This window comes from Terrihalobacillus insolitus (assembly GCF_028416575.1).
GTDB classification, from domain to species: Bacteria; Bacillota; Bacilli; order Bacillales; family Amphibacillaceae; genus Terrihalobacillus; species Terrihalobacillus insolitus.
On the sequence record NZ_JAMQKB010000023.1, the window covers coordinates 15,162 to 41,227 of the forward strand.

A 26,066-nucleotide genomic window follows, 5' to 3' on the forward strand; every position below is an offset into this window, starting at 1 on the left:
AGGCAAAATGAACGTAACCAACTGGTTAAAACTCAATCAATGGGGTGTATTCATGTCTAATATAAAATCGATCAATTCAAAAATTTCGAGCAAAAAAATTGAAAAAAAACGAAAGCAAATGATCAATGATGGATTAAGGTATGGGCTGTCTCATAAGAAAACAGTAATGAAAAGTAAAGAGCTAGACGCTTTGTTAAATATGCATCAAAAGGCATAGTCCAAGTTCATTTTTTATGCTTAATCTCGTATAAAAACAGTCCTTTAAGCCCACTAATAAAAGCATTATCGTAATATACTTTTCCCAAGAATTCGTTTATAATGAGACCTAAAATAGAGATTACAATATCAGGGGGATATATGAAGAATTTAGTGGGTACAGGAGTAAACGGATTAGATACGACATTGTATGGAGGAGTACCAAAGGGCAACACGATAATTGTTGAAGGGAATCCTGGTACTGGTAAAACGATACTAGGGATGCAGTTTTTGTATTTTGGCGCAGTTCAGTATAATGAGCCAGGATTATATATTACTTTTGAGGAATTTCCCGATCAAATATACCAGGATATGTACTCCTTTGGGTGGGACATACGAAAATTAGAACAAGAAAATAAACTAAGAGTTATTACGTTAACACCACAAGTATTGATGGAGCAAATAAAGAATCCAGATGGACTTTTCCAGCGTCTTATAGAAGAAATAGGTTGTCAGCGAATCGTGATTGATAGTATTAGTTTGTTCCATTTTTATTACAATTCAAAAGAAGAGCAACGTAAAACGATTTATGCATTAAGAAATGCATTACGTAAATATTCTCTTACTTCTTTTTTAATTAAAGAGTACACCGAAATGGATCAAGAACAAGTTTCTTTTGTCAATTACTTAGTTGACGGAGTCGTTCAGCTTAAACTGGATCATCATTTTGAAAATTACCGAAAACGAACACTCGAAGTAACAAAGATGAGAGGGAGTAATATACAAGAGGGAGAACATTTATTTAAAATCACAGAACAAGGAATCTATCTACTTCCCGCTTTATCGATGGTAGAGGATGAGACTATAACGTCACTAGATGTAGTCCCAACAGGCATTCATAAATTAGATAGACTGCTTGGTGGAGGTATATACGACGGATCATCTTTTATTATTGACACAAATAGTAAATCAAATTACAGATTTTTACTCGCTTCCATTTTAGCGAATCGAATGAAGGCTGGTGAAAATGTTGTCGTTCTATTATCAAGCTTGAACACGATCGATGATCTAAATGGGACGTTAAAATTATTTGATGTTGATCTTGAACAATTTGTTGAAGATGAAAAAGCAATATTCATTGAACATTATAATCGTCCAGTTCCTGAAAAATTCAAGAATGCTACGATAAATGTAGTCGGGTTGGATGATGATAAATACAAACAGCTATTAACGGAGAAAGTTGGCCCCTCCATAAAAAACGGTATTGAAAAAGGTGGGAAATGGTTTGTTTATTACGACCTAAATACAATTGTATCCCAACGAGGTTCGGCTTTTCTTAAACGATATTTCGCTGAAGAAGTTGCCAACATGAGTGCGTTAGGGATCAGTATCTTATCTTTATGTAATTTTAAAGAACTAGGTCAGGAAACTTCAAGTTTTATTGAACGGACAAGTAATGGAGTAATAAGAACATGGGTGGATGGAATATATCAGTACATGCAAATTACAAAGACACCGAATGGTCATAATTCTGAACCGTTTGTCGTTGAAAATATAAATGAAAAACCGTTTATTCGGCTTGTGTAGGAGGAGGATGAAATGAATGATCACCATAATAATGTCCCTTTACAACTAGAGTGTACGTTGTATTTTGAAAAAAACCCATATGCATATGAAACAATAGAAGGATTGGCTTTACGTTTAGGAAGAGAACCATCTGATCTTTCGCCAATTGTCCAGCATCTTGTTTCATTAGATATTATCGAGGCATTAGGGGAAGGGGATTCCGCTATTTACCATTATAATCAACCAAAAATAGCTAGTGAGGTTGATCTGTCATGGGAACAAGTGTAAGCGCACTTCAACATCTTCAAGATGCATTTACGAAACTTATTGGATTATCCTGTTTAATTACAACCAAAGACGGAGAAACGATTACCCATCTTTCTGGAAGTCATAAATTTACAGATCTGGTTATGGCACGAGAAAATAGGAAACAAAGAAGATCGGACGCATTGAGAAGCTTCAACAGCATCTCGAAGCCTATTTTTTTTGATTATGAACCAGGAATTAAAGGAATTCTTGCTCCAATAAAAGTGGATTCAGTAAATAAGTACTTTGTATGGAGTGGCTTCTTTATTGATTATGGAACTAGAGAAACCGTTCAACGTTATGTTGAACAACACATCGATAGTTCTTTTGCTTGGAAAAAAGCTACAGAAGAGTTACCAGAAATTTGGAGCGAAGAAAAACGGAACAAGTTACAGTTGATCGGAACCATGTGCGATATCATTTCTAATTATTTGAATGTAGAAACGTTTTCAGATCAACATAAAAACGTCGATTGCATTGTTAACAATATATTAAAAGAATTAACGACAACCAAATCCTCCGTTCGTTCCATATTGCAACGTAGTTTAACGTATAATAAGAAGTTAGATTTTATCGGGATCGCTGAAAAAATAGATGCGGATTTATTCTCGATCACGAACTTTCAAGGCCTTGCTACTGAAAAATTAATAGGAATGGAGTTTACAACCGGTGAAGGTTTTCTTGGAAGTGTTATTGCAACTGGGACAGGAAACGTATGGAAGGATGCTTTATTTGATCCAAGAGCCGCTTTTTTTAAAGACTTTGAGCCGAAAGGTTTATTTTGTTTTCCATTAATAATGGATGGTGAGACAAATGGCATTTTTTTTGGAGGGAGTACTTTAGCGAATATTTCCTATGATGAAATTGGTTCATTTAGCCAAAAACTTTCCTACATATTGTCCATACAAGTTCATCAAAAGCAGATGAGAAATAGTTTAAATAACCAATTAATGAAGCTATCCATGTTTAATGAAATTTTTCAGGTCATGACGACAATGCAAGATATTAAAAAAATTCTATTTATGTTAGTTGACATTGGGATTAATGTAATGGAAGCTACATACGCTTGTGCTCTGTTAAAGCCTAAAGAAGGAACAACGCAAGCTACAATCGTCTCAAGAGGAATGACATCTGAAGAAATTAATCATTGTGGACAAGCCATTGTAAAAAGGTATTTTTATGTGGAAAATGGTAAAATGGAAACTGCATCTACAACAATAGAAAGCCATTCTTCTGATAAAAAGACTTTGTTACTACCGATTTGTTATCAGCAAGATACGATTGGTTGTTTGGCTATAGGAATACAGCATCAGGAAAAAAAGAAGGAATATCAATCTTTTTTAACGAATTTAACTACGGCAGCTGGTTTATCGATCGCAAAGCAATTAAGTCATACAGAATCTGATCAAATGATCCAATCTTTATACGTTACACTATCCCAATTCGAACCTACAGAGTATCAAAATGTGAAAGAAGAACACGATTTCATTAAAGAATATAGTAATAATAAGGGGTATTCTGAGGCGGAAATGAAACTACTGCTTGATTCATGCTGTGTAAAAGTTATCGATGATTCGATTATTGAAAAAATCGTTACGGACACTTCTATCGTTTCTCTTATTAAAGAATTTAAAGTGCATCAAAGGTTAAATAATAGCAAGAGTAGTGAACAAGAGCAAATAGTGTTAAGTGAACAAAGTCAGATTTTGTTTTTAATTTGGAGTTATGTAAAGCATAACAAAAATGAAAAGTATATCCATACATTAACGACAGTATCTGCTACGATTAAAAATGACTTTCGTGCATTTATTGCAAAAAGAGAAACAACTGAACAAACAATAGACCTTTCAACCATTACGAATCTACAAAGTGAGCAGCTAGTAGAATCAGTGAATCAACAAGTAAGTCTTTCGAAAAGAGAAAAAGAGGTACTTGCTTTAGTCGTACAAGGCTTAAGCAACAAGGATATTGCACTACAATTGTTCATAAGTGATCATACGGTTAAAAATCATTTAACAAATATTTTTCAAAAGTTGCAAGTCTCAGATCGATCTCAAGCCATTGCGAAAGTGTATCGTTTGAAACAAACGTCAACAGGTGATGGTATCATATAGAATTCTATAGTTCATGTATGAAAAAAAACTTGTTCTATTGGCAAATGGAACAAGTTTTTTTCGTTTTTTATTGGTTCTATGTTAATTGATTCTATGTTAATAGGAAGCTCTTCCTATTTATCCTATTCACATAATAATAGGAGCAATGGGTGATAGAAATAAGAACGATAGTACGTCACAATATGGACAAATCTTGTCCACGAAACCCATTGGTTTGCAGCCCATTTATTCACGTAAAAGTTTAAAGAGGTTGTTCAAATAACCTTGAAGGAGAGTGATCTAGTTTGAAAATCTGGAAATCAAAAATATTTTTGCGAATTTGTATCACACAGCTAGCAATCATCCTTATCCTATTTGGATTACTATTCTATCTTTCAAGTTTGATTATTTCAACTAATTCAGAGGTTTACAATCAAGGGGTAATGTCCACCTACAGTGCCGTTCGTGACTTCCAAAAGACTTTACTCCCGATCGGTTTGGCCTTTATTGGCGTTTCCATGTTCATTATGATTTATACGGCTGCAAGAGTACTTAAACCATTAAGTCAACTTTGTTCTGCCATCGATACCATAGCCAAAGGAAATTTTGAAGAACGGGTAGATGTTTCGAACAGGAAAACAGAAACTGAGTTGCTCGCGACTCGTTTTAATGAACTAATAGATCAAATCCAAGATTTTCGCACGAATCTTCTAAAAAACGAAGAACAAGTGCGCAAACAAAAGGAGTTTCTTCAAAAAGTAATCAACCACAACCCAAATGCCATTTATGCTATGGATTCGGAGGGAAGGCATACCCTTGTAAACAAAGCTTATGCCGACTTTTTTCATGTTATTCCAGAAGAAATGGTCGGCAAAAAAGAAGAAGAATTTAATCCTATTAGAATACAGACACAAACCTTTCTTAAGGAAAATCAACAAGTGATCAACACCTTGGAAGAACTGGAAACAGAAGTCTCCATTTTTGATCCAAACGGAAAGCAGTATTGGCTTGATGTCGTAAAAGTTCCAATCATAGGGGACGAGGAAGAGGAGACCCAGGTGTTGTGTGTTGCAACCGACATCACAGAACGAAAAGAACAAGAGGAAAAAATAAGATTTCACGCCTATCATGATGATTTGACAAATCTACCAAATCGAAAAATGTTTTTTAAACGTTTAGAAGAAGAGTTGGAAGACGCAAAAGAGAAGCAAGAAATACTTGCCGTCCTGTTTTTAGATTTAGATGGATTTAAGCAAGTGAATGATACCTTTGGTCATAATGTGGGAGACCGTTTGTTGCAAGTGATCAGTGAACGAATTGGAAGTTGCATTAGGGAGAAAGATACTGTTTTTCGATTGGGTGGTGATGAATTTACTGTCATCCTTCAAAACATCGAAGATAAACACGTTGCTGCAGAATCCGCCAAAAGTATGATGGACATGTTGACAAAACCTTATGAGATTGAAGGGAATACCTTTGTTATGACGACTAGTATCGGAATTTCTATATACCCTGATAATGGGTTGGACAGTTCTTCGCTCACAAAATACGCAGATATGGCCATGTATCAAGGAAAGCAACAGGGAAAAAATACGTACCGCTTCTATACAACAGATATGGAATCAGACATTACAAACAATATAAGACTTAAAATGGAACTACGGAACGCATTAGAGAAAAATCAATTTTTCATTCACTATCAACCAAAAGTTAGTCTAGAATCCGAACAGATCGAAGGAGTAGAAGCATTGTTAAGGTGGGAGCATGAAGAATTAGGGTTGGTATCACCTAATGAATTCATTCCAGTCATAGAAGAAACGGGTATGATTCATGCGATTGGCGAGTGGATACTAAAAACGGTATGTACTCAACATAAAGTGTGGAGGGATCAGGGTTATCCAACTCTCAAAGTAGCAGTCAATCTATCACCAATCCAATTAAAAGATCCAGACATTATAGAGAAAATAACAGATATTTTGCAGGAAACCAATATGGAACCAGAATGGCTGGAATTTGAAATTACAGAAACATCTCTGATCGAAAATAAAAAAGAAGCAACGAAAATTCTTAAAAAACTAAGGAAAATGGGTATCCGTATTGCGATTGATGATTTTGGTACTGGTTATTCATCCTTACATTTATTAAAACGCCTCCCTGTTGACATACTTAAAATCGATCGGGCTTTCATTCAGGACAATGATGATCATGCGATTCTCGAATCTATTCTAGAAATGGCTAAAAAGTTACAACTAACTGTTGTAGCAGAAGGGGTAGAAACGAAAGAACAATTGGACTACCTCAAGGATCAATATTGTCAGGAAGCACAAGGATTCTTCATTTCCCATCCACTTTCAAAGGAAAAATTGGAATCATTTGTAAACGCACAATTAAGTCGAGAAAAGTCAAAATACCTAAAAATATGTTGAAGTTTTTCTAAAATAGTGGGATTATATACCTACAAAGTATAATTTTCGATATAGTATGTATCACCTTCGATAATGGCAAACTCATTGAAAGATGAGGACGCAAAGCTAAGGGTCTAAGGTCTTAGGACTATGATCGCCTGGTTACCGAAAAGGATTGGATCGAATGATTAGTAGCCCGTATTCATTGGCTACATGAGTCTACCATTCTTTTTGGTGGACTCTTTTTTTGTCTAGTAAAAATGAATTAGAGTATACAAACGAGAGGCTGCATCATGCATTCGGGAGTTTGAAAGAAACATCACAATAAGATAAGCGATGGAAAGGAGAAGAAAAATGCTTTATTTATCTCGGAGAGTCGATTTTTCCGCTATGCATAGTTATCGTGTTTCTGACTGGAGTGAAGAAAAGAATCGTACTGTTTTTGGTTTATGCAGTAATCCTAGTGGTCATGGTCACGATTATCAGTTAGAAGTTATGGTCAAAGGGGATTTGGTTCAAAAATCTGGTATTGTTGTGAACACTACCGATATAAAACGCATTGTTGGTGGCTTTGTGCAAAGAGAACTCGATGGTAAATTTTTAAATAAAGAACTTTCGTATTTCCAACAAAACATACCAACAACAGAGAATCTGGTTTTATACCTGTGGAAATCTATTGCACCGCAATTAGAGGATTGCGAGTTACATAGGCTTCGTTTACATGAGAATCCATTTTTGTTCTCAGAGAAGGGGGAAGGAAACATGGTTAGTTTAACGAGAAAATATCATTTTAGTGCTGCACACCGATTACATAGTGATCAACTTACGGAAGAAGAGAATATTCATTTGTTTGGTAAGTGTAACAATGCTTATGGACATGGTCATAATTATTATCTTGAAGTATCTGTTAAAGGGGAACCCGATCCAATTTCAGGCATGGTCATAAATATATCCAGTTTAGATGAAACCGTAGAATCTGTTGTACTCTATAAATTTGACCATAAGCACTTTAACTTAGACACAGAAGAGTTTGTGGCGCTTAATCCTACTTCTGAGAACGTTACAAAAGTTATGTACGACTTGCTAAAACCTTATATACCGAACCTTTATAAGATTGGTTTATGGGAAACAGAGAAAAACTATTTCGAATATATGGGTTAGGAGGAAAACATGAAAATGGACGTATCGCAACTAAAGGATAAAGTAATTATCATAACAGGTGCTAGCCGCGGTATTGGTCGTGCAACAGCGGATGTATTGGAAAAGTGTGGTGCAAAACTTGTTTTGGGTTCTAGGAACATTGAGCAATTGGAACAGGATTCTAACGGAGAAAATATTTTACCCATTTATGTAGATGTCAGCAATGAGCAGTCTGTTAAACAATTTGTTGATACGAGTATGAATCAATTTGGACGAATCGACATTTTAATAAATGCAGCAGGAATTGGTACATTTTCATCTATTTTGGAATCTGATACAAAAGATTTTGACGATATGATCGCCATTAATCTTCGGGGAACGTATTTATCTTGTAAATATGTTGGAAGACACATGAAGAAACAAAAAGAAGGTCAAATCATTAACCTTGTATCTATTGCAGGAACAACAGCACTAGCAGGTTGTGGAGGATATTCCGCATCGAAATTTGGTGTATTCGGATTAACGAAAGTTCTACAAACCGAACTGAGGAGAGATGGAATACGTATTACGGCCGTTCTACCAGGTTCTGTGGATAGCTCTTTTTGGGATGAAATTGAACCAAAACCGGATCGATCTAGTATGATTCCAGTCGAGTCGATTGCAGAGCATATTGCCTATTTATTATGTCAACCAACACAATCGGTAGTTGATGAAATTACGATCATGCCGCCAGCCGGAATTTTATAAAAAGGGGGTGCCGGAGTAAATGAAAAAACTGTTTTCAAAATTCCGCCATGAGCAACCTCTTCAAGAAGAACAATCTCCGGCAATCTCGTTTCCACAACTTGCTTCTTTTTCTTCTCTACAAGAGGTGAAAAAAAGGGCAACTGTTGGATGGATCGCTTCCCGTTTGGCGGCAATGCTTGAAATGAACGGGGTATATAAAGAAACCTTATTCTATTTCGCTTTTATGACGCAACCATTAGATGAAACCATAGATAAAGAATCAAGAGAGATTCTACAGTTAGCAGAATCTGCTGTCGATTGGTTAGAAAAAAACGCTGTTGTAGAGGAAGAAATAAAACGGTTAGCTCTTTCTACCTCTTATCATACAAATTTATCTCTTGTGATCAGTGAGGTTCAGTCTGAAGAAGATCCACAGGAGGATACTTCTTATAAGGTATGGGAAGTATATCGTGATGTCATTTACGCAGCTACCCATGGTCGCTTTCTTTTAATAGACAAACAGGAAATAGGACGTTACAAACAGGGCGAACTTTTGTGTGAAATAGAAATCAAAGAAAGAAAAGATATTCCAAAAGCCCGAGAACTAGCACAAAATGTCTTTGATGACATGGGGTTAAAACGTTCTAAGGCAATGAGTTACAAATTAATCATTTCAGAAGCAGTTACAAACATATTGAAGCATGCTGAGTACGGAAAGATGCAGATTTACAAAGACGAAGAATGTATTCGGATGAGTGTACAAGACAAAGGACCAGGATTTTCATTAAAACTATTACCTCAAACAACACTTATGGCTGGTTTTTCTACTAAAAAATCACTAGGCCAAGGATTCACGTTAATGATGAAAATAGCCGAACAAGTCGTATTAGAAACGTCATCTGCTGGATCGACTTTGATTTTGATAGTGGATGGAGAAAGGGATGAAATCAATGATCAAAACGAACAACAATCCTAATACAACGATTCGAAAAACATTAATGACTGCTAGATTATTTGACGGTTTTTGGGAGAGATGGATTGCTCATGGAGTAGAGAAGGAAGCGGTATTTGAGGTGAGGAATTCTTTACAAGATGTAGAAAATTGGGTGAATGGATTTCTAGATTATGCCTTTACACACTACGAAGCAGCAGAAAAAGCATCCAATGCCCAAGCGGAATATCATTATAGATTATCAGGTCTTTACTACAACTTGATTCATTGGATTTACCCCCAAAATAGTTCACGAAAACAACATTGGTACAAAAAATCAAAAGAGCTATTTATACTTGCAGACCAGTTGTCGAGTACAAAGTGTTCCCTCGAAACGATTTGCATTGATGAGCATCGTTGTGCTGGCAGGGTTCGTACTCCTAAACAACCAAAAGGGTGCATCATTATTCTCAATCCAATTGATTCAACCAAGGAAGAATTATTCTCCTATGAAGAGCATTTTATCGCATTAGGTTTTGCTACCGTTAGCTTTGATGGCCCGGGACAAGGAGAGACGTATACTTTAAATGGCCTAAAGGGAACTACAAAACGGTGGGATGTATTTTTAAATGAACTCATCTCTTTTTCTAAAAAAACATTTCATGATCTTCCTATCTATTTATTTGGTACAAGCTCTGCAGGAACGTGGTCCATTTACGGAAGTGCCAACCGGTATATAGACAAGGCAGTGGCTGTAAGTCCAGCGTTCGGGAATGGAGTTTCTTTACCAGAATACTTTACGGAACGGTTGAACTATGTAATAGAGGACAATGAAACGATATTACCTAGATTAAAGGATGTATCGGATTATAAAGGTGTTTTATTATTTCACGGTAATAAGGATGTCATGGTATCTGATGGGGAAGTTCACCAGCTACACAGCACACTTCCTAATCCGAAAAAAATAGTCGAGTATAGTCAAGAGGGTCATTGCTGTAATCATAAGCTTGTCGAGGTACGTACACAATCAACGCAATGGTTTTTAGAGGATGTCCAACAATGAAACATGAGCCTTTAACAAAAGGAGTGGCGTAAGTATGCGTTTTGATCAATTTTGCACACTTATTTCTGACATTGCCCACATTCCACCAGAAAAAATACAAAGCAACTCCACATTTAGAGACGATTTAGGAATTGATTCACTGCAAATGGTCAATTTATTTATCGAACTATCAGAACAAACAGGAGTGGGATTCGATCATTTTGTAAAATCAGAAGATATACAAACGGTTGGTGGTGTATATCAACAAGTGATATACAAGGGGGAAAATCAATGAGTAAACTAAGAGATTTGCTATTCCGAAAGAATGAGAATCCGATCGTTTTAACAACATTCTCTGGTGATTATACTGCGCAGAACATAACAAACATGATAGATCATTATGTTGAATTGTTAAAAAATGAAAAATTAGCTGGAAAGAAGGTTGGCTTGCTAATACCGACTATTCCATCCTATTTATCACTAGTACTTGCAATCAATCAGCTCGGCGGGACGGTGGTGCCATTAAGCTGGCAATTCCGTAAAGAAGATTTATTATCGGTTCTTTCCTACCTTAATCCCCATATTGTGTTAACGGTAAAAGAATTTGATCATTTTTCGTTTGCTGACGTATTTCATTCCTGGGCGAAAGATTCCCTTGAAAAAACGGTTATCTATGAATCAACCGATTGTAAGGAATGGGAAGTGAAAAGCTATGGTGGAAAAGAAAGACCGATAGAAACAGAAAGAATCGATTTCATTTGTTGCTCTTCAGGAAGTACTGGAACACCAAAAGGCTTGGTAATAGGGGCAGAGACCTTAAACTTCTCTATTCAGATTTTAACGGAACAAAATAAAATCCAACCATCTGATCGGATATTTTTAAATGCGCCTCCTAATGCTGTGTTTGGAATCTCAGCATTGTTGACTGGTGTTTACAACGGAGCTAGGGTCGTTTTTCCTGATCGTTTTGATTTCCCTAACATGATAAAGCTAATGAAGGAAAATAATTGTAACAAATTGATGAGCACCCCGTCTATTTTTAAGGCGATTTATCAAGTAGCAAAAGCAATCAACCCTGACGTAGTAAAGCAACTTGAATTGGTTTCACTGACCGGGGAAATGATGACGGAAGGTTATGCCGAACAATTTGATTTAATGAAAGATTGTGCGTTTTTTGGAATGTACGGAACCTCTGAAATTGGTGGCGCAATGTTTTGTGACCTACGAAAGAAAATCGAGTTCACCTTTTACAATGGAGTAGATCACAAAATAAGTGATAATGAATTACTAATAAAATCACCTTCTGCTTTTTCATATTATTATTTGAACCCTGAATTAACGGAAGCGATGGTCACTCAAGATGGATGGATCCATACTGGAGATCTTGTGCAAGAAAACAAAGCGGGTAAATTTGAGATCATTGGAAGGAAAAAGGACATCATTAAAAAAGGCGGTCAACAAGTAATTCCAAGTGAAATCGAACAACACTTATCTAGACATAAGCATGTAAAACAAGCGGTTGTCATTGGAACGCCACACCCGATTTTTGGAGAACAAATTGTGGCATTTGTCGTAACAGAAGGAGAGATCAACAAAGAGGAATTATTTTATTTCTGTTCTCAATCCATCGCTAGATACAAAGTGCCAGATGTGATCGAACTTATAGACGATATTCCCGTTTCTCAAGGAAAAATAGATAAAATCTCCCTCCGAAAGTGGTACGAACAAACAAGGGGAGGAGTCAAGAAATGAAGATGAAAAATAAAACACTTCGCAAGCAATTTGTCACTCGGATGCTCATCGTGTTGATTAGTATAACGGTTATTTCAGGTGCGATTCAATTCTATCTTTCATATGGACAAGTCGAACAAAATGTAGAGAATGAAGCAATGATGATCGGCCAAAGTATTGAACAAGGGATCACGGAAACAGATTTGGCAGAACGAGCAATCGAACAGCAGATTGATTATAAGCTGGAGGATACGTCGGAACGTATAGGTGAACTTTTACCAGAGAAAGCAGCAGATATTTCGAATTCAGATTTAATAAAGGTGAACGAAAAAGTGAAAATAGCTGGAATCGACATCTTTAAAAAAGAAGATGGTGTAATCTCCGTATCAAACTCTACAGATCCAGAGGAAATTGGATTCACATTAAAAGGAATAAGTGAGGAAGGAAATAACGCACTTGAACAATTACTAATGGAAGAGAAACCTAATGGAAGAGGGATTGCAAGTTATATAAATGACAACATCGTCATTCTTTATACAGCCCAAGCAGGATCTCGTGAAGAGCCCCAATTTTTTAAGTATGCTTACTACCACCAACCAGGTACAGACTACATCATTAGTGCTTTTATTGAAGCAAATGAAGTGTACCAGTTCACCCAAGAGGTAGGTCCAAGTGCTTGGATTGAAAAAGTGTTAACAGGAAGTGAATTCTCAAAAGAGATTGCAATTTTAGATCCACGGGTGTTTGCTGATCCTAGTTTAGCAGAGAGGATGTACCCACCTCTAAAAAAAGTGGTGTACGGAAAATATACTTTTAGAAACGACGAAAAATTACTGATCGATCTGTTGAAAAGTCCAAAGCGAGTGTCTTATATCGATAACAACAACGGAGAGAAAATTTATAAAATGTTTATTCCTTATGATGAGGGTCGTGTCATCTACATCGCGCTTGACTATGAAAAAATGAGTGCACCACTTAAGAATAATTCTCTCCTATTAATCGTATTTGGTTTTCTAGCTTTACTACTTTTATTTATTATTACAGCACGTTTCTTTAGTGATATTTATAACAATATTGCGAAAATAATCAATCAAATTAAATCTCTAGAAAAAGGTGATTTTACCTCCCGCAGTCATGTGGAAGATGGCGGAGAGTTGAGTGACTTATCTAAAACGACAAACAAAATGGCAGAGACGTTAAACAAATTGATCGGTGAAACACGCGAACAAGCAACGGAAACAGAAAGACATGCCTATTTGTTAGAAGCAGAAGCAAATAACTCTGTTGAAAAGGTTTACTCCATGTCGGTGGATACGACGACAACATCAAGAGAAGCAATAGAAGAAATCGATTATTTCTTAAATGAGCTAGAAGGATACCTTCAGCAAGAAGAAGGGGAAAAGGCTAAAAGCATTCTAGGAAAAGTAGATGAGGTGCGTGAACAAATAAGAGCTGGTACGAATTCTACAACAGAGATGACGATCACATTAGCAGACTTATTAAAGTCATTGCATAACCAATCAGCTTCCTTATCAGATATATCAAAGAAATTACTTAAAAATATGGCGCAATTTGAATTAAACACAGATGAAAGCCAAAATGCTGACAAAAACTCTAGTCAAGAGGGGTGAATGGAATGGAATCTAGTATACGCGTTGTAAAAGAAGAAAATGGAATTTGTACATTCCGAGTAAGTGGTGTATTGGATTATTCTACGATGAACCCTTTTATTGAAGAAATCCAATCGATAGAGATCGGCACTAAAAAGGTTATCGTCCACTTTGATGAGTTAGAGTTCATAGATTCTACGGGTATTGGGGCAATTATTAATTTGGTGCATGATGCAAACGCCAAGAACTTTAAAGTTGAGTTCCAAGGAATAAACGAAGAGATTGAAGAATTGTTTGATACGATCGGTGTATTTCAAATAATGGAACAACTAAAAATGGAGGAGGCTTGACATGTACCGAAGAGAATTCTCCCAAACAGTGGATCAATGGTCAGAAGAAGAAATGAATCATACGTTGAAACGTGAAATTCAACTCGCAAGAAATATTCAAATGAAATTATTAAATGGCGAACATCCAGAAGTAGAAAACGGAAAAGTGTCTGGTGTTTCCATCCCTGCCCGTTTAATCGGAGGAGATTACTACGATTTTCACATTTTACCAAATGGGAAACTACGTATTGTAATTGGTGATGTGATGGGAAAAGGGATTCCCGCAGCAATGCTGATGATATTAACCCGTGGGGCTTTTCGAAGTGCTGCTGAAAGCACGAAAGGACCTGGGGAAACATTAGCAGCGATGAATAAAGCAATGTACCAGGATCTACGTACCCTCGGCTCTTTTGTTACTGTATTTTGTGCAGACTGGGATCCCGAAAATCGTCAACTCACATATGCCAACGCAGGTCACAACATTCCTTTAGTTGTACGATCGAAAGATGAGGTTGCGGAAATCCCAAAAACGAAAGGCGTAATGATTGGTGGGTTACCTGATCAGGACTATCCCGAGAATTTCATAATATTAGATGAAGAAAATATCGTTTTATTTTATACAGATGGGATTGTAGAAGCTCAAGATGATGAAAGAGAAATGTATCGTGTCGAACGTTTGCATCAAGTCCTTTTAGATAATCATCATCAAGATGTTCATGCTATAGAAGAATCGATTGTAAATTCGATTCATGCTTTTACTCAAGGTGTTCCCCAAAAAGATGACATTACAATGGTTTTATTAAAAGTTAATCAAGAGAAGACAGATATAACAAGTTATAATTCTCCAGTTATCCATCCATAGGAGGGTTGAAAATGCAAAGCATTGTTTCGAAGGGGAAGAGTGTTAAAGAAGCTGTTCACTTAGGACTAGAACTAATGGAAGTAAAGAAAAATGAAGTAAGTATTGAAATCATTCAATATGGAACAAAAGGTTTTTTCGGGATTGGCGGGAAAAATGCGGTCGTAAAGTTATCAAAACAAGAGAGCAATACTACTTCACGTCAATCAAAAACAAACAGCATTGATTACTATAAAACAATGGAACATTTAGTTGATGATTTACCTTTTGAACAAAGTTCCGTTTTTGAAGGATATCCTATAGACTATGCAATTGATGTATCACAAAAAGAAATGACCGAACAGGAATTAGAGGGAAAGGCATGGGTAACAGACGGCACGATCTATGTGAAAGATTCGGAAACGCAATACCCGATTGTAGAAATTGGAAAAGGTGTACAATTATTTAAAAACAATCAAATGGTGAAAGAAAAAAAGACCATTGTATCTGAAAAAGACGCATTAGAAATAACATTAGAAGACGAACAACAAGATACAAGATGGAATATTACGATCGATCAACATAAATTAAACGTTCTTCTTGAAGTAAATCCTGGCCATACGATTACTCGTAAACTTCAAGACGTAGAACCAAACCAACAAATTGAGCTAACAGTAGATGAACACAAAGAGACGATCAACACACTGACCTATGAAGATATTCGAAATAAAATGGAAACACTCCGGATAACATATGGGATTAATCAAAATGAAATTAGGAAAGCACTTGAAACCAATGTACCTAGTTCCTATGAAATCGCAACTGGAAGTAAAGCGAAACCAGGAGTTGATGGAAGGATCGAGTTAATGGTAGAGGTAGATACAAAAAATGGACTAATTGAAGACGATGCGGGAAAAGTTGATTTTCGCGAGCTTAAAATGATTCCGACAGTTGAGGAAGGACAAATTATTGCAATCATACATCCTCCTATTCCAGGAAAACGAGGTACTACCGTAACAAATGAACCACTTCCCGCAAAAGAAACACATCCGATCGTTCTTAAATCGGAAATAGGTGTCACTGTTGTGGAAGATAACATTATAGCAACGACAGCCGGCCGCCCTTTTGTAGAACAAAGAGGTCCGTTTATAAAAGCTTCTGTTATACCAAAACTGGTTCATAACGGCAATGTAGATATATCGTCAGGAAACATTCGTTTTGATGGGGATATTGAAATAAGAGGTGAAGTAGAGGAAAACATGATCGTTGAAGGTGGCGGAGATATCATTATCTATAAATCAGCAAGTGATGCAACCATCACGACCTCAAAATCGATCATAACGTACGGAAATGTAACAGGCTCTGAATTATCTGCTGGTAAAAGCAATATGTTAATTACAGAATTAGGTCATCTGTTGGGGATTATTCAGATCCAAGTTGAAAAAATGATTTCGTTCATTAAACAACTGTCCCAGTCACCTGCTTTTAAATCTAGTGATTTTTCGCGCGGGGGACTAAATCCGCTCATCCATATTTTATTAGAAAAAAAGTTTAATAGCTTCCTCCCACTTGCTAAGAAATATGTAGAAGTTACAAGAAAAGGAGAGGAATATTTGGAAGAAGAAGATTGGAGGAAAGTTGCAACCTCCATCCAACAAATTTTTTTAACATTATCCAATCAAACAACTTCTTTAGAGCAATTGAAAATCCTTTCTAGAAAAATGAAAGAATTACATGAATATAGTAAAACACCTATAGAGCCCGATTCTTATATAACCATTTCCAATGCACTAAACAGTAGTCTTTATTGTAGTGGCAATATCCTCATTATTGGGCAGGGATGTGTAAATACAAAAGTTCACTCTGGGGGACAATTGAAAATTACAGGATCCGTTCGTGGTGGAGAAGTATATGGTAGACAAGGTGCAGAAATTAAGGAATCAGGCTCAAATAGTGGAACAAAAACAGTAATAGCAGTTCCAAGTGACCAAAAGATCCGAATTGGGAGAGCCTTTGAAGGAACGGTATTAAAAATTGGTCATATACAGCATATCGTAAAAGAAAACAGAAATAACATCACAGCCCGCATAAATAGTGAAGGGCAGATCGTATTTGAATAAAAGGGAAGGGAGGATGTATGATGTTTCATTTTTCAACAAAGGAAATTAAAAATGCTTTAGAAGTTAAGTTAGAAGGAGATTTGGATATTGATGGCACAGAGGTAGTTGAAGACCAATTAATACCTCAGTTAGAAAAGTATAGGGTAATATCTATCAATTTTGAAAATGTTCCTTTTGTTGATTCTTCAGGAATTGGATTGTTAATGCACTTGGTACAAGCACTTCAAGATAAAGGAATACACGTATCTATTTTTAATGTGAAACAGGATGTTCAAGAAATCTTTGACCTGTTACAGTTACCAGAAATTTTAGGGGAAGAAATTTTTATTTAAAGAGGTTGTTCAAAAAGGATGTTCCAAATTAAGAGGACCTTTGAAAAAGTAAAGATATTCAATCGGACGAAGAACAAGGGGTGTGGCTCATGAAAATATCTATATTAAAAGATTCTTCTCTAATTAGAGAAAGTATGTTAAACGCTTTAAGGGAATCTTTTGTGAATGATACTATTTTAACCTATTATTCACAAGATTATAGTGCCCTTTTACAAGAAGAAACGCAATCGGATTTAGTTATTATTGATCTAAACTCACAAGTAGAAATCTTATCCGTCATTGATAACTTTAAAGATAGAAAAATGAAAATTATTGTTTGGACTTCTAGTTTAAATGACACCAGTTTATTAGAGCTTTTTAAGTTGGATTTAAATGGGTATTTTTTTAACGGAATGGAAAAGGAAGAATTAGCTTCCGCCATAACAACGATACGAAATGGAGGAAAATATATCCATACCGAATTAGCTAATTTACTGTTAGAAGACTATGTTCAAGTCCATACGAAAGAATCCATTAGACCAGTTGCATTGTTCACTGAACGCGAATGGGAAGTATTGGAACTCCTAACGGAAGGACGGAAAAATGAACAAATATGTAGAATTTTATGTGTAACCCAAAAAACCGTTAAAAATCATGTTAGTTCGATTTTAAGGAAATTAGATGTTCCAGATCGCACAAATGCTGTATTAACAGCACTACGGAATAACTGGTTTTATGTTTGAACCATATCGCTTTATGTAAAAGGTCTAGCTTGGGTAAAGCTAAGGGGCTTGATATGTTCATTTAGGTAAAAAAAGGATTGACATTTATTTTTTAAACCACTAGAATTCATTAGGTGTTTCTACTGACGTTTTAAGTGCGTGTTCAAAAAGTCGACAAATTAGAAGCAAGCAGGTCGAGGCGGCGCTGTTTTGAGTAACGGAACGTATGCTTTTAATACGTGAGTAACGGAAAAACAAGCCATTTAAGGAATACAGGCTAAGACCGCCACGTCCTGTGGCAACGCCTGCATGACCCACATCGTGTGGGCCTGAGATGCGCTGCTTATCATTTGGTGACTTTTTGAACATCCTCTTTAAGGATCGGAGTGTCATGTCTAATGAATCGTTTATACAAATATGTAGTACTATTTGTGTTTTCTATCGTTCTAGGTTTTGCTTTTAATATGTTTCTGCTTCCCCATGAAGTATTGACTGGCGGAGTAACTGGTCTTGCCATGGTTCTTGGACTACTTTCTCCAATTAATTCAGGGATTTGGCTTGTTCTTTTAAATATCCCGATCTTAATTGTTGGTTGGATGAAGGTAGGAAAGGAGTTTATTGGTAACAGTATATTTTCTGTGTTGGTCACTTCTATATCGATGCAGTATATCCCAGTTTATAAAGTAACCGATGATGCGTTATTGTCAGCAGTTTTTGGAGGCGTCATTGCTGGTGTGGCTATTGGACTTATTATACGATTTTACGGATCAACTGGAGGGTTTGATGTTATTGGAGTCATTCTTACTAAGAAACGTGATATCCCTCTTGGCGGATTAATTTTCGGGTTAAATAGTGTCGTTGTATTTATATCTGGATTTGTATTTTCCTGGGGATTAGCATTGTATACGATGGCTTCCATTTACATTACTGGAATTGTGATTGATCGGGTTCATACCCGCCATATAAAATTGAATCTTATGGTTGTAACAAATCGAGGAGAAGAACTTAAAAGTGAGCTTATTAAAAATTTAATTCGAGGTATTACTGTAATAGATGGACAGGGAGCATATTCCAATACGGAACGTAAAGTGCTATACACCGTCATTTCACGCTATGAATTAGCATTAGTGAAGCCTCTTATTGCAAGTGTTGACCCTGCTGCATTTGTTAGTATCAGCGAAACCGTTGAAGTCATCGGTAATTTTAGAAGAGAATAAGAATGGGACGATCTGCAACCAAAAATCCTTTTCACTAATGTTTTTCCAGTTTTGGTTGACAGATTGTGATCATTTTATCCTACAGAAGGTCACTTACCACATCATACGAATTCATTACTTACCTTATTATGCATAACCTGCAGCACCATCACCATTTATTTCTCGCCTTTTTATCTAAATGTTGGACAAAATCCCAAACAATAAGCTCTCAATCTCATAAAGTAAAGATATAACAAATTTACCACAAAGGAAGGGGGATTCGTATGCCTTGTTTTCCTGGCTATCGGTATTGAGGACCACATTGTACGGGGCCGGGTGCTCCGGTAAACCAACTTGATGCCATTTGTATGGAACATGATGCCTGTTATCAAAAATTCGGTCCAAACAAAATGTGTGATGAAATGTTTTTAAATCGGATTAAACCTTTCGTACATCAACCCAATAAAATGGGAAGAGATGCCGCAATTATGTATAGAGCAATAAAACTAAAACTCACGATATGAAGGGAATCGCCATTGGCGTCCCTTTTTTCTATTCTCTGAAAATAGTATTGCCCTTTTTGGCATACATCATTAGAAAATGATAAAAAAAGCGCAAACAATAAAACTAGTGATACGCTAGAATTCCAACGCTAAGTTACGATTTATAACAAGTAAAAGACGAATTATGAACGTATGTTTGGAAACTTAGTAATTGATGATATAGAAAAACCTACTTTTCATTTGTATATATAAGCAAATCATTATATAATGATATCTAAATGAAAAAAGAGGGGGCTTGTTATGCTTAAAACTGCAGTTGAGATCGATAAGGCGGCTATGATTTTGAAATTGTTCGGTGATCGAACACGTTTAACGATGATGAAAATCCTTGATCATCATGATTGCTGTGTTTGCGAATTCGTTGAAATTTTCCAAGCAAGTCAACCGTCCATTAGCCAACACCTTCGCAAACTGAGGGATGTTGGTCTGGTAAGAGAAGAGAGAAGGGGACAATGGATTTTTTACTCGATTAATAAGAGCAATGACTATTATCCATTCGTTCAAAAGATCCTTGATCAACTACCTGATCAAGATCATAAATTAAAAGAATTAGAAGAACAAGGTACAAGAATTACCTGTTGTTAATTGGAGGGAATGCAGCTTGACATCATCGATTATACTGGCATCTTTAATCTTTGTGGCAACCCTAGTCTTAGTGATTTGGCAGCCAAAAGGTTTATCGATTGGATGGTCCGCATGTGGCGGAGCTGTCCTTGCTTTATTAGTAGGAGTAGTAGGGTTTAGTGATGTATTAGAAGTTACACAGATTGTATGGAACGCAACGTTAGCATTTGTTGCTATTATTCTTATTTCATTACTATTAGATGAGATTGGATTTTTTGAATGGGCTGCTCTTCACATGGCAAGAGCTGCGAAAGGTAACGGAGTAAAAATGTTTGTCTATGTAAGTGTACTGGGTGCCATCGTTGCCGCATTTTTTGCTAACGACGGAGCTGCATTAATTTTGACTCCAATTGTGTTAGCAATGGTTCGTAACTTGAATTTTCAAGAAAAAATGGTGTTTCCGTTCATTATGGCAAGTGGATTTATTGCGGATACAACATCATTACCATTGATCGTTAGTAATTTAGTGAATATTGTTTCGGCAGATTTCTTTGAGATTGGGTTTGTGGAATACGCATCTAGAATGATTATTCCAAACTTATTCTCACTTACTGCGACCATTGTTGTACTCTTCATTTATTTCAGAAAAAACATACCAGAAAATTACGATCTATCACAACTCAAGGAACCGGATGAAGCGATAAGAGATCCCAAATTATTTCGTATATCATGGTATGTTCTTAGTGTATTGTTGATCGGTTATTTTGTTAGTGAATTTATCAACCTGCCCGTATCGATTGTTGCAGGAATTATTGCATTTTTCTTTTTAATGATGGCAAGAAATAGTAGGGCTGTCGATACAGCGTCCGTTCTTAAGGGAGCACCATGGGCAATCGTATTCTTTTCGATTGGGATGTACGTTGTTGTATACGGCCTGAAAAATGCTGGGCTTACAGATGTACTAGCTCAAGTGATCCAAGCAAGTGCTGAACAAGGACTATTTATTGCTACGATAGCAATGGGCTTCATTGCTGCTATTTTGTCGTCGGTTATGAACAACATGCCGACAGTAATGATCGATGCTTTAGCGATTGCAGAAACAAATACTTCTGGTGTGATGCGGGAAACGCTTGTTTATGCGAATGTAATTGGATCTGACTTAGGTCCAAAAATTACACCAATTGGTTCCCTTGCAACCCTTTTATGGCTTCATGTTTTGTCTCAAAAAGGTGTAAAAATCTCATGGGGAACTTACTTTAAAACGGGAATTATTTTAACAATCCCAATCTTACTTATTACTTTAATAGGACTATATTTAACACTATTGATTCTTTAAAAAGGAGCTTATCATTATGTCAAAAAAAACGATCTATTTCTTATGTACTGGTAATTCTTGCAGAAGCCAAATGGCTGAAGGGTGGGCAAAAAAATATTTAGGGGACGAGTGGGAAGTTAAGAGTGCAGGCATTGAAGCACATGGCTTAAACCCGAATGCAGTGAAAGCGATGCATGAAGTTGGAATAGACATCTCCGATCAAAAATCAGAAATCATGGATACGGACATTTTAAATAATGCAGCTATGGCAGTTACGCTTTGTGGAGACGCAGCAGATCGATGCCCGATGACACCACCTCATGTGAAGAGGGAACATTGGGGATTTGACGACCCAGCAAAAGCAGAAGGAACAGATGAGGAAAAGTGGAATGTTTTCCAACGTGTGCGGGACGAAATTGGTGAACGAATAAAACGCTTTGCAGAAACTGGTGAATAATTAGAAATCCGTACGTAATGCGAACATGATGATTCGTCAAGCTATAGTACAAGTTAATGGATGGCAAGTATTAAGCTTGCTATCCATTAACTTATACGTTCTTGAACCCTCACAAAGCAATTTCTGAAATAATAAGAAGATGTATAGTATGATGATTATACAAACTTCCTCAAGTTAGCACTTTAACAGCACCAACGATAGTTAACCATTTTTAATAACCATAGCCGCCAAAAGCGGGAGCTATGATAATTAGCAAGACAAACAATACAACTAGTAAGGCAAATCCACCACCAAATCCTGCGCCGTATCCATAGCCGGCACTAGCACCGGCAAAGCCGCCACTCATTACGAATCACCTCCCTGACCAATGTAATAGTATTCTATGTATTTGACTTAATTAATGTAATGGACAATATCCTATATCAGTAAAAGTGATTTAAAAATATTTGACAGTAATTACGCCCTCCATTTGATTATAGCTCTCATCCGGTCGATGAAGACGCATTCGGAGCGAAAAACCAGCCAAACGTGCTCTCATCGGGTCGATCAAGACGCATTCGGAGCGAAAAACCAGCCAAACGTGCTCTCATCCGGTCGATCAAGACGCATTCGGAGCGAAAAACCAGCCGAACGTGCTCTCATCGGGTCGATCAAGACGCATTCGGAGCGAAAAACCAGCCGAACGTGCTCTCATCGGGTCGATCAAGACGCATTCGGAGCGAAAAACCAGCCAAACGTGCTCTCATCCGGTCGATGAAGACGCATTCGGAGCCAAAAACCAGCCGAACGCGCTCTCATCCAGTCGATCAAGACGCATTCGGAGCGAAAAACCAGCCGAACGCGCTCTCATCCGGTCGATCAAGACGCATTCGGAGCGAAAAACCAGCCGAACGCGCTCTCATCCGGTCGATCAAGACGCATTCGGAGCGAAAAACCAGCCGAACGTGCTCTCATCCAGTCGATCAAGACGCATTCGGAGCGAAAAACCAGCCAAACGTGCTCTCATCCGGTCGATCAAGACGCATTCGGAGCGAAAAACCAGCCGAACGTGCTCTCATCCGGTCGATGAAGACGCATTCGGAGCGAAAAACCAGCCAAACGTGCTCTCATCCGGTCGATGAAGACGCATTCGGAGCGAAAAACCAGCCGAACGCGCTCTCATCGGGTCGATGAAGACGCATTCGGAGCGAAAAACCAGCCGAACGCGCTCTCATCGGGTCGATCAAGACGCATTCGGAGCGAAAAACCAGCCGAACGCGCTCTCATCCGGTCGATCAAGACGCATTCGGAGCGAAAAACCAGCCGAACGTGCAATCTGCCCCGTCTGCTCGCTTTTAATTATCTTGCTTTTGGCCTTTTATACGAAAACTAGTGACTTTAATCTTGTTTTCATTCATTGAGGTGGCTTATGCCATGGAGGTTTTTGAATACGCACTATAAGTTTTAATTGATAGAATGACAGGATGAAATCGCGGTGGTTTTCCGAGGTTTTAAGGCGACAACAATGCCGTAGTTACACGTGTACATAATTCTTCATTATTATAGAGCTCCTCCAGATTTGAAACATCTTAGAAGAGCTCCATTTAAATTGCATTTTTCGTTTTGAGATTAAATTTCTGTTATTTTGAATTCATAGCTACAGTGCTGAAACGGTTGCCAATGTAGCGAGTGGAAGAATGGCACTTCCAAGACCTCCGCCATATCCAGGACCGAATCCATGGCCATAGCCAAAGCCAGGACTTCCATAACCATATCCATAGCCTGGGGTTCCATACCCATAGCCATATCCAGGAGATCCATAACCATATCCACGTTCGTCGTAATTGCTTGGTTCTTCTCTATAACCATTGTCTAAAAGCAAATAAACATGATTGTTATCTACATTATCGATCGTACCTTGATAAACTTGTTGATCAACAGTCACTATTTTTACTTTCTTCTTCATATGTGCAACGCAAGTATTGTAAATGTCATTGAAATGATTATGAAGATGCTCAGGATACTGGTAATTCATTGGGATTTGCGCTTGCTGATTGTAAAAATTATTATGCATCATTATTCATTTCCTCCTTTGTTCTTTTCAGTGACAGGATATTCAACTAAGGAGATTATGTGCATATATCACTTTAATGATGAGACGAAAATATGAAATTGAGAAAGTTCGAGAAGTCTATCAATGAAGTAGTGTGGGGCTTAATCTACAGATTAATTTTCACATAAAACCACCCTTCCATAATATGAATAAAATAAAGGAAGGAAGGAAGGAGGAGATTATGAAAGTAGATGCAGTATTTGAAGGTGGAGGAATAAAAGGTCTGGCATATATCGGAGCAATAGAAATCATGGAAGAAGCAGGGTATAAGTGGGAACGTTTAGCTGGAACATCGGTTGGATCAATAGTTGCATCATTGTTAGCTGTTGGTTATAACGCAAAAGAGCTTAAGCGTTTAATGATTGAACTTCCTTTTGAAAAGATTGAAAAGAAAACGACTGTTGGTAATATCCCGATTATTGGATCATGGCTTAGCTTGTCTATAAATAACGGAATTTATAGGATGACAATTCTAGAGGAATGGTTGAACATGGCACTAAAAGCAAAAGGCATACGTTGCTTTGGTGATTTGCCAGAAAACAAACTAAAAATCGTGATAACGGATCTTTCTCGAAATAGAATGTCTATTCTTCCTGATGATCTTCCCCTTTATAATGTTGACCCTAAATCATTTCCAATTGCTTCAGCTGTTCTAATGAGTAATTCTATTCCTTTCTTCTTTATACCAAGTAAGTTAAATGGGAATGTTATTGTAGATGGTGGAGTTCTCAGCAATTATCCTATCTGGATATTTGATGTAGATGGAATGCCAAGATGGCCTACCATAGGTTTTCGTTTATCTGGACCAAGTGCAATATCACAACCATCTCGAGTGAACGGTCCAGTAAAAACAACATTAGCTATCATTCGTACGATGTTAGAAGCGCATGACAAGAAATATATCAATTCACACAATGCCACTAGAACAGTTTTTATCAAGAATATTGATGTTGGTGCTACAGACTTTAACATCTCTAATAAGCAAAAATTTCAATTAATTGAACTAGGCAGGAATTCGACATATAATTTTATTAAGGATTGGAAGTTTATAAATTATGTAAAACAATATCGCATTTAATGATATATAATTTGATGGCTTTTTTATTAACATTTGGCACAACCAAAGACGCGCCCGTCGAGACTAGAAGCCTATCATAGCGTATTTAAAGGATTCATTATTTGTGGTATTGGTTTTGTACACAATTTTCTCTGTCTGAGAAAACTGTGTACTATATATGGTGCTGGATAATTATTTCCGTACCTCCGTATTAGTTATAGCGAAAAGGGAAGTGGATTCAAACCGTGTAAATACCGTTATATGAGGTCATCGGATGGGGAAAGGTAAGGTTTTGGAACAATTGAAAGCCTAAAAGATTAGAGCGAGGCTTGTTTGTTCTTTACTTTGCTTCTAAAGATTGTCGCGTTCCTTGGTATGCGAAAGTAATTTCTATTTGTGTTATAGCTTATGCTTTTAGCTCCATCGATTTCATACCTGATTTCATACCCGTATTAGGTTATTTTGACGATCTTACTCTTATTCCATTAGGCATTTCATTAGCGGTGAACTACTCCCACCACTTACCACCCTTGCGGGTTGCTTGAAGTGGGGGCTTCTTGGGTAATCGCCACTTTTGGTAGCTGACAAAATTGACCAAGCTAACCCTCTTGTTCCAAGAGTTCATATTGACTTTAGGCAGTTGCTAATAAGCGAATGCCTTCTTTTTTGATGTTTAGTGCTGAATTGTAATCTCTATCAAGATTTAGTCCACATAAACAAACATACATCCTAATATTCATAGGCATTGGTTGAGTAT

25 protein-coding genes, 1 pseudogene and 1 riboswitch are annotated in these 26,066 nt (G+C 37.0%); of the genes and pseudogenes, 23 read left to right on the top strand and 3 right to left on the bottom strand.

The genetic code is table 11. The features are described 5' to 3' along the window. The first annotated feature begins 52 nt into the window (after nt 1-52). The 21 genes from NC797_RS15320 to arsC all read left to right on the top strand — a co-directional run bounded on the left by NC797_RS15320 (nt 53) and on the right by arsC (nt 22,160). On the top strand, nt 53-217 hold the full coding sequence (locus tag NC797_RS15320; RefSeq protein ID WP_272437692.1) for an aspartyl-phosphate phosphatase Spo0E family protein: 165 nt from the start codon (nt 53-55) through the stop codon (nt 215-217). A gap of 140 nt (nt 218-357) precedes the next feature. After that, entirely contained in the window at nt 358-1,782 is a 1,425-nt protein-coding gene (locus tag NC797_RS15325; protein ID WP_272437693.1) for a DUF7125 family protein, read from the top strand. A gap of 12 nt (nt 1,783-1,794) precedes the next feature. Beyond that, nucleotides 1,795-2,049 carry a hypothetical protein gene (locus tag NC797_RS15330; RefSeq protein ID WP_272437694.1) on the top strand — a complete coding sequence of 85 codons (255 nt, stop codon included), beginning with the start codon at nt 1,795-1,797 and terminating at the stop codon, nt 2,047-2,049. After that, nucleotides 2,034-4,181, top strand: a complete 2,148-nt coding sequence (locus NC797_RS15335) for a helix-turn-helix transcriptional regulator (RefSeq protein WP_272437695.1) — start codon at nt 2,034-2,036, stop codon at nt 4,179-4,181. The genes NC797_RS15330 and NC797_RS15335 overlap by 16 nt, the downstream gene beginning before the upstream one ends. A 284-nt stretch (nt 4,182-4,465) precedes the next feature. Beyond that, a complete protein-coding gene (locus tag NC797_RS15340) occupies nt 4,466-6,586 on the top strand; it encodes a putative bifunctional diguanylate cyclase/phosphodiesterase (RefSeq protein WP_272437696.1) in 2,121 nt (706 codons plus the stop codon). A gap of 64 nt (nt 6,587-6,650) precedes the next feature. Further along, a riboswitch (cyclic di-GMP riboswitch) is annotated at nt 6,651-6,735 on the top strand. A 184-nt stretch (nt 6,736-6,919) separates the two neighbouring features. After that, on the top strand, nt 6,920-7,726 hold the full coding sequence (locus tag NC797_RS15345; protein ID WP_272437697.1) for a 6-carboxytetrahydropterin synthase: 807 nt from the start codon (nt 6,920-6,922) through the stop codon (nt 7,724-7,726). A gap of 9 nt (nt 7,727-7,735) precedes the next feature. Further along, complete coding sequence (locus NC797_RS15350; RefSeq protein ID WP_272437698.1) at nt 7,736-8,452, top strand: SDR family oxidoreductase; 717 nt, start codon at nt 7,736-7,738, stop codon at nt 8,450-8,452. A gap of 19 nt (nt 8,453-8,471) precedes the next feature. Beyond that, a complete protein-coding gene (locus NC797_RS15355) occupies nt 8,472-9,407 on the top strand; it encodes an ATP-binding protein (protein ID WP_272437699.1) in 936 nt (311 codons plus the stop codon). Further along, on the top strand, nt 9,382-10,425 hold the full coding sequence (locus NC797_RS15360; RefSeq protein WP_272437700.1) for an alpha/beta hydrolase: 1,044 nt from the start codon (nt 9,382-9,384) through the stop codon (nt 10,423-10,425). Before NC797_RS15355 ends, NC797_RS15360 begins: the two co-directional genes overlap by 26 nt. A 34-nt stretch (nt 10,426-10,459) precedes the next feature. Continuing rightward, complete coding sequence (locus tag NC797_RS15365) at nt 10,460-10,699, top strand: acyl carrier protein (protein ID WP_272437701.1); 240 nt, start codon at nt 10,460-10,462, stop codon at nt 10,697-10,699. Further along, nucleotides 10,696-12,156 carry a class I adenylate-forming enzyme family protein gene (locus NC797_RS15370; protein WP_272437702.1) on the top strand — a complete coding sequence of 487 codons (1,461 nt, stop codon included), beginning with the start codon at nt 10,696-10,698 and terminating at the stop codon, nt 12,154-12,156. Before NC797_RS15365 ends, NC797_RS15370 begins: the two co-directional genes overlap by 4 nt. Continuing rightward, nucleotides 12,153-13,766, top strand: a complete 1,614-nt coding sequence (locus NC797_RS15375) for a methyl-accepting chemotaxis protein (protein ID WP_272437703.1) — start codon at nt 12,153-12,155, stop codon at nt 13,764-13,766. Before NC797_RS15370 ends, NC797_RS15375 begins: the two co-directional genes overlap by 4 nt. Before the next feature lie 5 nt (nt 13,767-13,771). Next, nucleotides 13,772-14,095 (top strand): STAS domain-containing protein, encoded by a 324-nt coding sequence (locus NC797_RS15380; protein WP_272437704.1) that lies wholly within the window; start codon nt 13,772-13,774, stop codon nt 14,093-14,095. 1 nt (nt 14,096) lies between these two features. After that, nucleotides 14,097-14,936, top strand: a complete 840-nt coding sequence (locus NC797_RS15385) for a PP2C family protein-serine/threonine phosphatase (RefSeq protein WP_272437705.1) — start codon at nt 14,097-14,099, stop codon at nt 14,934-14,936. Nucleotides 14,937-14,947: 11 nt separating this feature from the next. Then, nucleotides 14,948-17,032, top strand: coding sequence for a FapA family protein (locus NC797_RS15390; protein ID WP_272437706.1), 2,085 nt, complete (start codon nt 14,948-14,950; stop codon nt 17,030-17,032). A 20-nt stretch (nt 17,033-17,052) separates the two neighbouring features. After that, nucleotides 17,053-17,364: an STAS domain-containing protein gene (locus NC797_RS15395; protein ID WP_272437707.1), complete on the top strand. Its 312-nt coding sequence runs from the start codon at nt 17,053-17,055 to the stop codon at nt 17,362-17,364. Between the two features lie 89 nt (nt 17,365-17,453). Beyond that, on the top strand, nt 17,454-18,086 hold the full coding sequence (locus NC797_RS15400) for a response regulator transcription factor (protein WP_272437708.1): 633 nt from the start codon (nt 17,454-17,456) through the stop codon (nt 18,084-18,086). Nucleotides 18,087-18,463: 377 nt separating this feature from the next. Further along, entirely contained in the window at nt 18,464-19,282 is an 819-nt protein-coding gene (locus tag NC797_RS15405; protein ID WP_272437709.1) for a YitT family protein, read from the top strand. A 782-nt stretch (nt 19,283-20,064) separates the two neighbouring features. Further along, the gene (locus tag NC797_RS15410) at nt 20,065-20,409 is read left to right on the top strand and encodes an ArsR/SmtB family transcription factor (protein ID WP_272437710.1); all 345 of its coding nucleotides are present in this window, start codon (nt 20,065-20,067) and stop codon (nt 20,407-20,409) included. 16 nt (nt 20,410-20,425) lie between these two features. Beyond that, complete coding sequence (locus NC797_RS15415; protein WP_272437711.1) at nt 20,426-21,724, top strand: arsenic transporter; 1,299 nt, start codon at nt 20,426-20,428, stop codon at nt 21,722-21,724. A gap of 16 nt (nt 21,725-21,740) precedes the next feature. Then, a complete protein-coding gene (gene arsC, locus NC797_RS15420; protein WP_272437712.1) occupies nt 21,741-22,160 on the top strand; it encodes an arsenate reductase (thioredoxin) in 420 nt (139 codons plus the stop codon). A gap of 211 nt (nt 22,161-22,371) precedes the next feature. Here the strand turns inward: arsC and NC797_RS15425 are convergent, their stop codons facing one another. Beyond that, a complete protein-coding gene (locus NC797_RS15425) occupies nt 22,372-22,506 on the bottom strand; it encodes a YjcZ family sporulation protein (protein WP_272437713.1) in 135 nt (44 codons plus the stop codon). A gap of 1,290 nt (nt 22,507-23,796) precedes the next feature. Next, nucleotides 23,797-24,216 carry a hypothetical protein gene (locus tag NC797_RS15430; RefSeq protein ID WP_272437714.1) on the bottom strand — a complete coding sequence of 140 codons (420 nt, stop codon included), beginning with the start codon at nt 24,214-24,216 and terminating at the stop codon, nt 23,797-23,799. Between the two features lie 217 nt (nt 24,217-24,433). On the opposite strand from NC797_RS15430, the gene NC797_RS15435 reads away from it, so the two are divergent. Together NC797_RS15435 and NC797_RS15440 are read left to right on the top strand one after the other, a co-directional pair. Continuing rightward, complete coding sequence (locus NC797_RS15435; protein WP_272437715.1) at nt 24,434-25,330, top strand: patatin-like phospholipase family protein; 897 nt, start codon at nt 24,434-24,436, stop codon at nt 25,328-25,330. Between the two features lie 308 nt (nt 25,331-25,638). Next, nucleotides 25,639-25,854 carry a YkvA family protein gene (locus tag NC797_RS15440; protein WP_334313214.1) on the top strand — a complete coding sequence of 72 codons (216 nt, stop codon included), beginning with the start codon at nt 25,639-25,641 and terminating at the stop codon, nt 25,852-25,854. An 87-nt stretch (nt 25,855-25,941) separates the two neighbouring features. On the opposite strand, the pseudogene NC797_RS15445 reads toward NC797_RS15440, so the two are convergent. Then, nucleotides 25,942-26,066: pseudogene (locus tag NC797_RS15445) on the bottom strand (RNA-guided endonuclease TnpB family protein); the annotation flags it as partial.

Coding starts and splice junctions, on each gene's coding strand:
- NC797_RS15380 (WP_272437704.1), top strand. CDS start 13,772: ATGGAATCTAGTATACGCGTTGTAAAAGAAGAAAATGGAATTTGTACA.
- NC797_RS15410 (WP_272437710.1), top strand. CDS start 20,065: ATGCTTAAAACTGCAGTTGAGATCGATAAGGCGGCTATGATTTTGAAA.
- NC797_RS15345 (WP_272437697.1), top strand. CDS start 6,920: ATGCTTTATTTATCTCGGAGAGTCGATTTTTCCGCTATGCATAGTTAT.
- NC797_RS15370 (WP_272437702.1), top strand. CDS start 10,696: ATGAGTAAACTAAGAGATTTGCTATTCCGAAAGAATGAGAATCCGATC.
- arsC (WP_272437712.1), top strand. CDS start 21,741: ATGTCAAAAAAAACGATCTATTTCTTATGTACTGGTAATTCTTGCAGA.
- NC797_RS15355 (WP_272437699.1), top strand. CDS start 8,472: ATGAAAAAACTGTTTTCAAAATTCCGCCATGAGCAACCTCTTCAAGAA.
- NC797_RS15400 (WP_272437708.1), top strand. CDS start 17,454: ATGAAAATATCTATATTAAAAGATTCTTCTCTAATTAGAGAAAGTATG.
- NC797_RS15405 (WP_272437709.1), top strand. CDS start 18,464: ATGAATCGTTTATACAAATATGTAGTACTATTTGTGTTTTCTATCGTT.
- NC797_RS15335 (WP_272437695.1), top strand. CDS start 2,034: ATGGGAACAAGTGTAAGCGCACTTCAACATCTTCAAGATGCATTTACG.
- NC797_RS15385 (WP_272437705.1), top strand. CDS start 14,097: ATGTACCGAAGAGAATTCTCCCAAACAGTGGATCAATGGTCAGAAGAA.
- NC797_RS15390 (WP_272437706.1), top strand. CDS start 14,948: ATGCAAAGCATTGTTTCGAAGGGGAAGAGTGTTAAAGAAGCTGTTCAC.
- NC797_RS15430 (WP_272437714.1), bottom strand. CDS start 24,216: ATGATGCATAATAATTTTTACAATCAGCAAGCGCAAATCCCAATGAAT.
- NC797_RS15425 (WP_272437713.1), bottom strand. CDS start 22,506: ATGAGTGGCGGCTTTGCCGGTGCTAGTGCCGGCTATGGATACGGCGCA.
- NC797_RS15365 (WP_272437701.1), top strand. CDS start 10,460: ATGCGTTTTGATCAATTTTGCACACTTATTTCTGACATTGCCCACATT.
- NC797_RS15435 (WP_272437715.1), top strand. CDS start 24,434: ATGAAAGTAGATGCAGTATTTGAAGGTGGAGGAATAAAAGGTCTGGCA.
- NC797_RS15330 (WP_272437694.1), top strand. CDS start 1,795: ATGAATGATCACCATAATAATGTCCCTTTACAACTAGAGTGTACGTTG.
- NC797_RS15350 (WP_272437698.1), top strand. CDS start 7,736: ATGAAAATGGACGTATCGCAACTAAAGGATAAAGTAATTATCATAACA.
- NC797_RS15320 (WP_272437692.1), top strand. CDS start 53: ATGTCTAATATAAAATCGATCAATTCAAAAATTTCGAGCAAAAAAATT.
- NC797_RS15325 (WP_272437693.1), top strand. CDS start 358: ATGAAGAATTTAGTGGGTACAGGAGTAAACGGATTAGATACGACATTG.
- NC797_RS15360 (WP_272437700.1), top strand. CDS start 9,382: ATGATCAAAACGAACAACAATCCTAATACAACGATTCGAAAAACATTA.
- NC797_RS15375 (WP_272437703.1), top strand. CDS start 12,153: ATGAAGATGAAAAATAAAACACTTCGCAAGCAATTTGTCACTCGGATG.
- NC797_RS15395 (WP_272437707.1), top strand. CDS start 17,053: ATGTTTCATTTTTCAACAAAGGAAATTAAAAATGCTTTAGAAGTTAAG.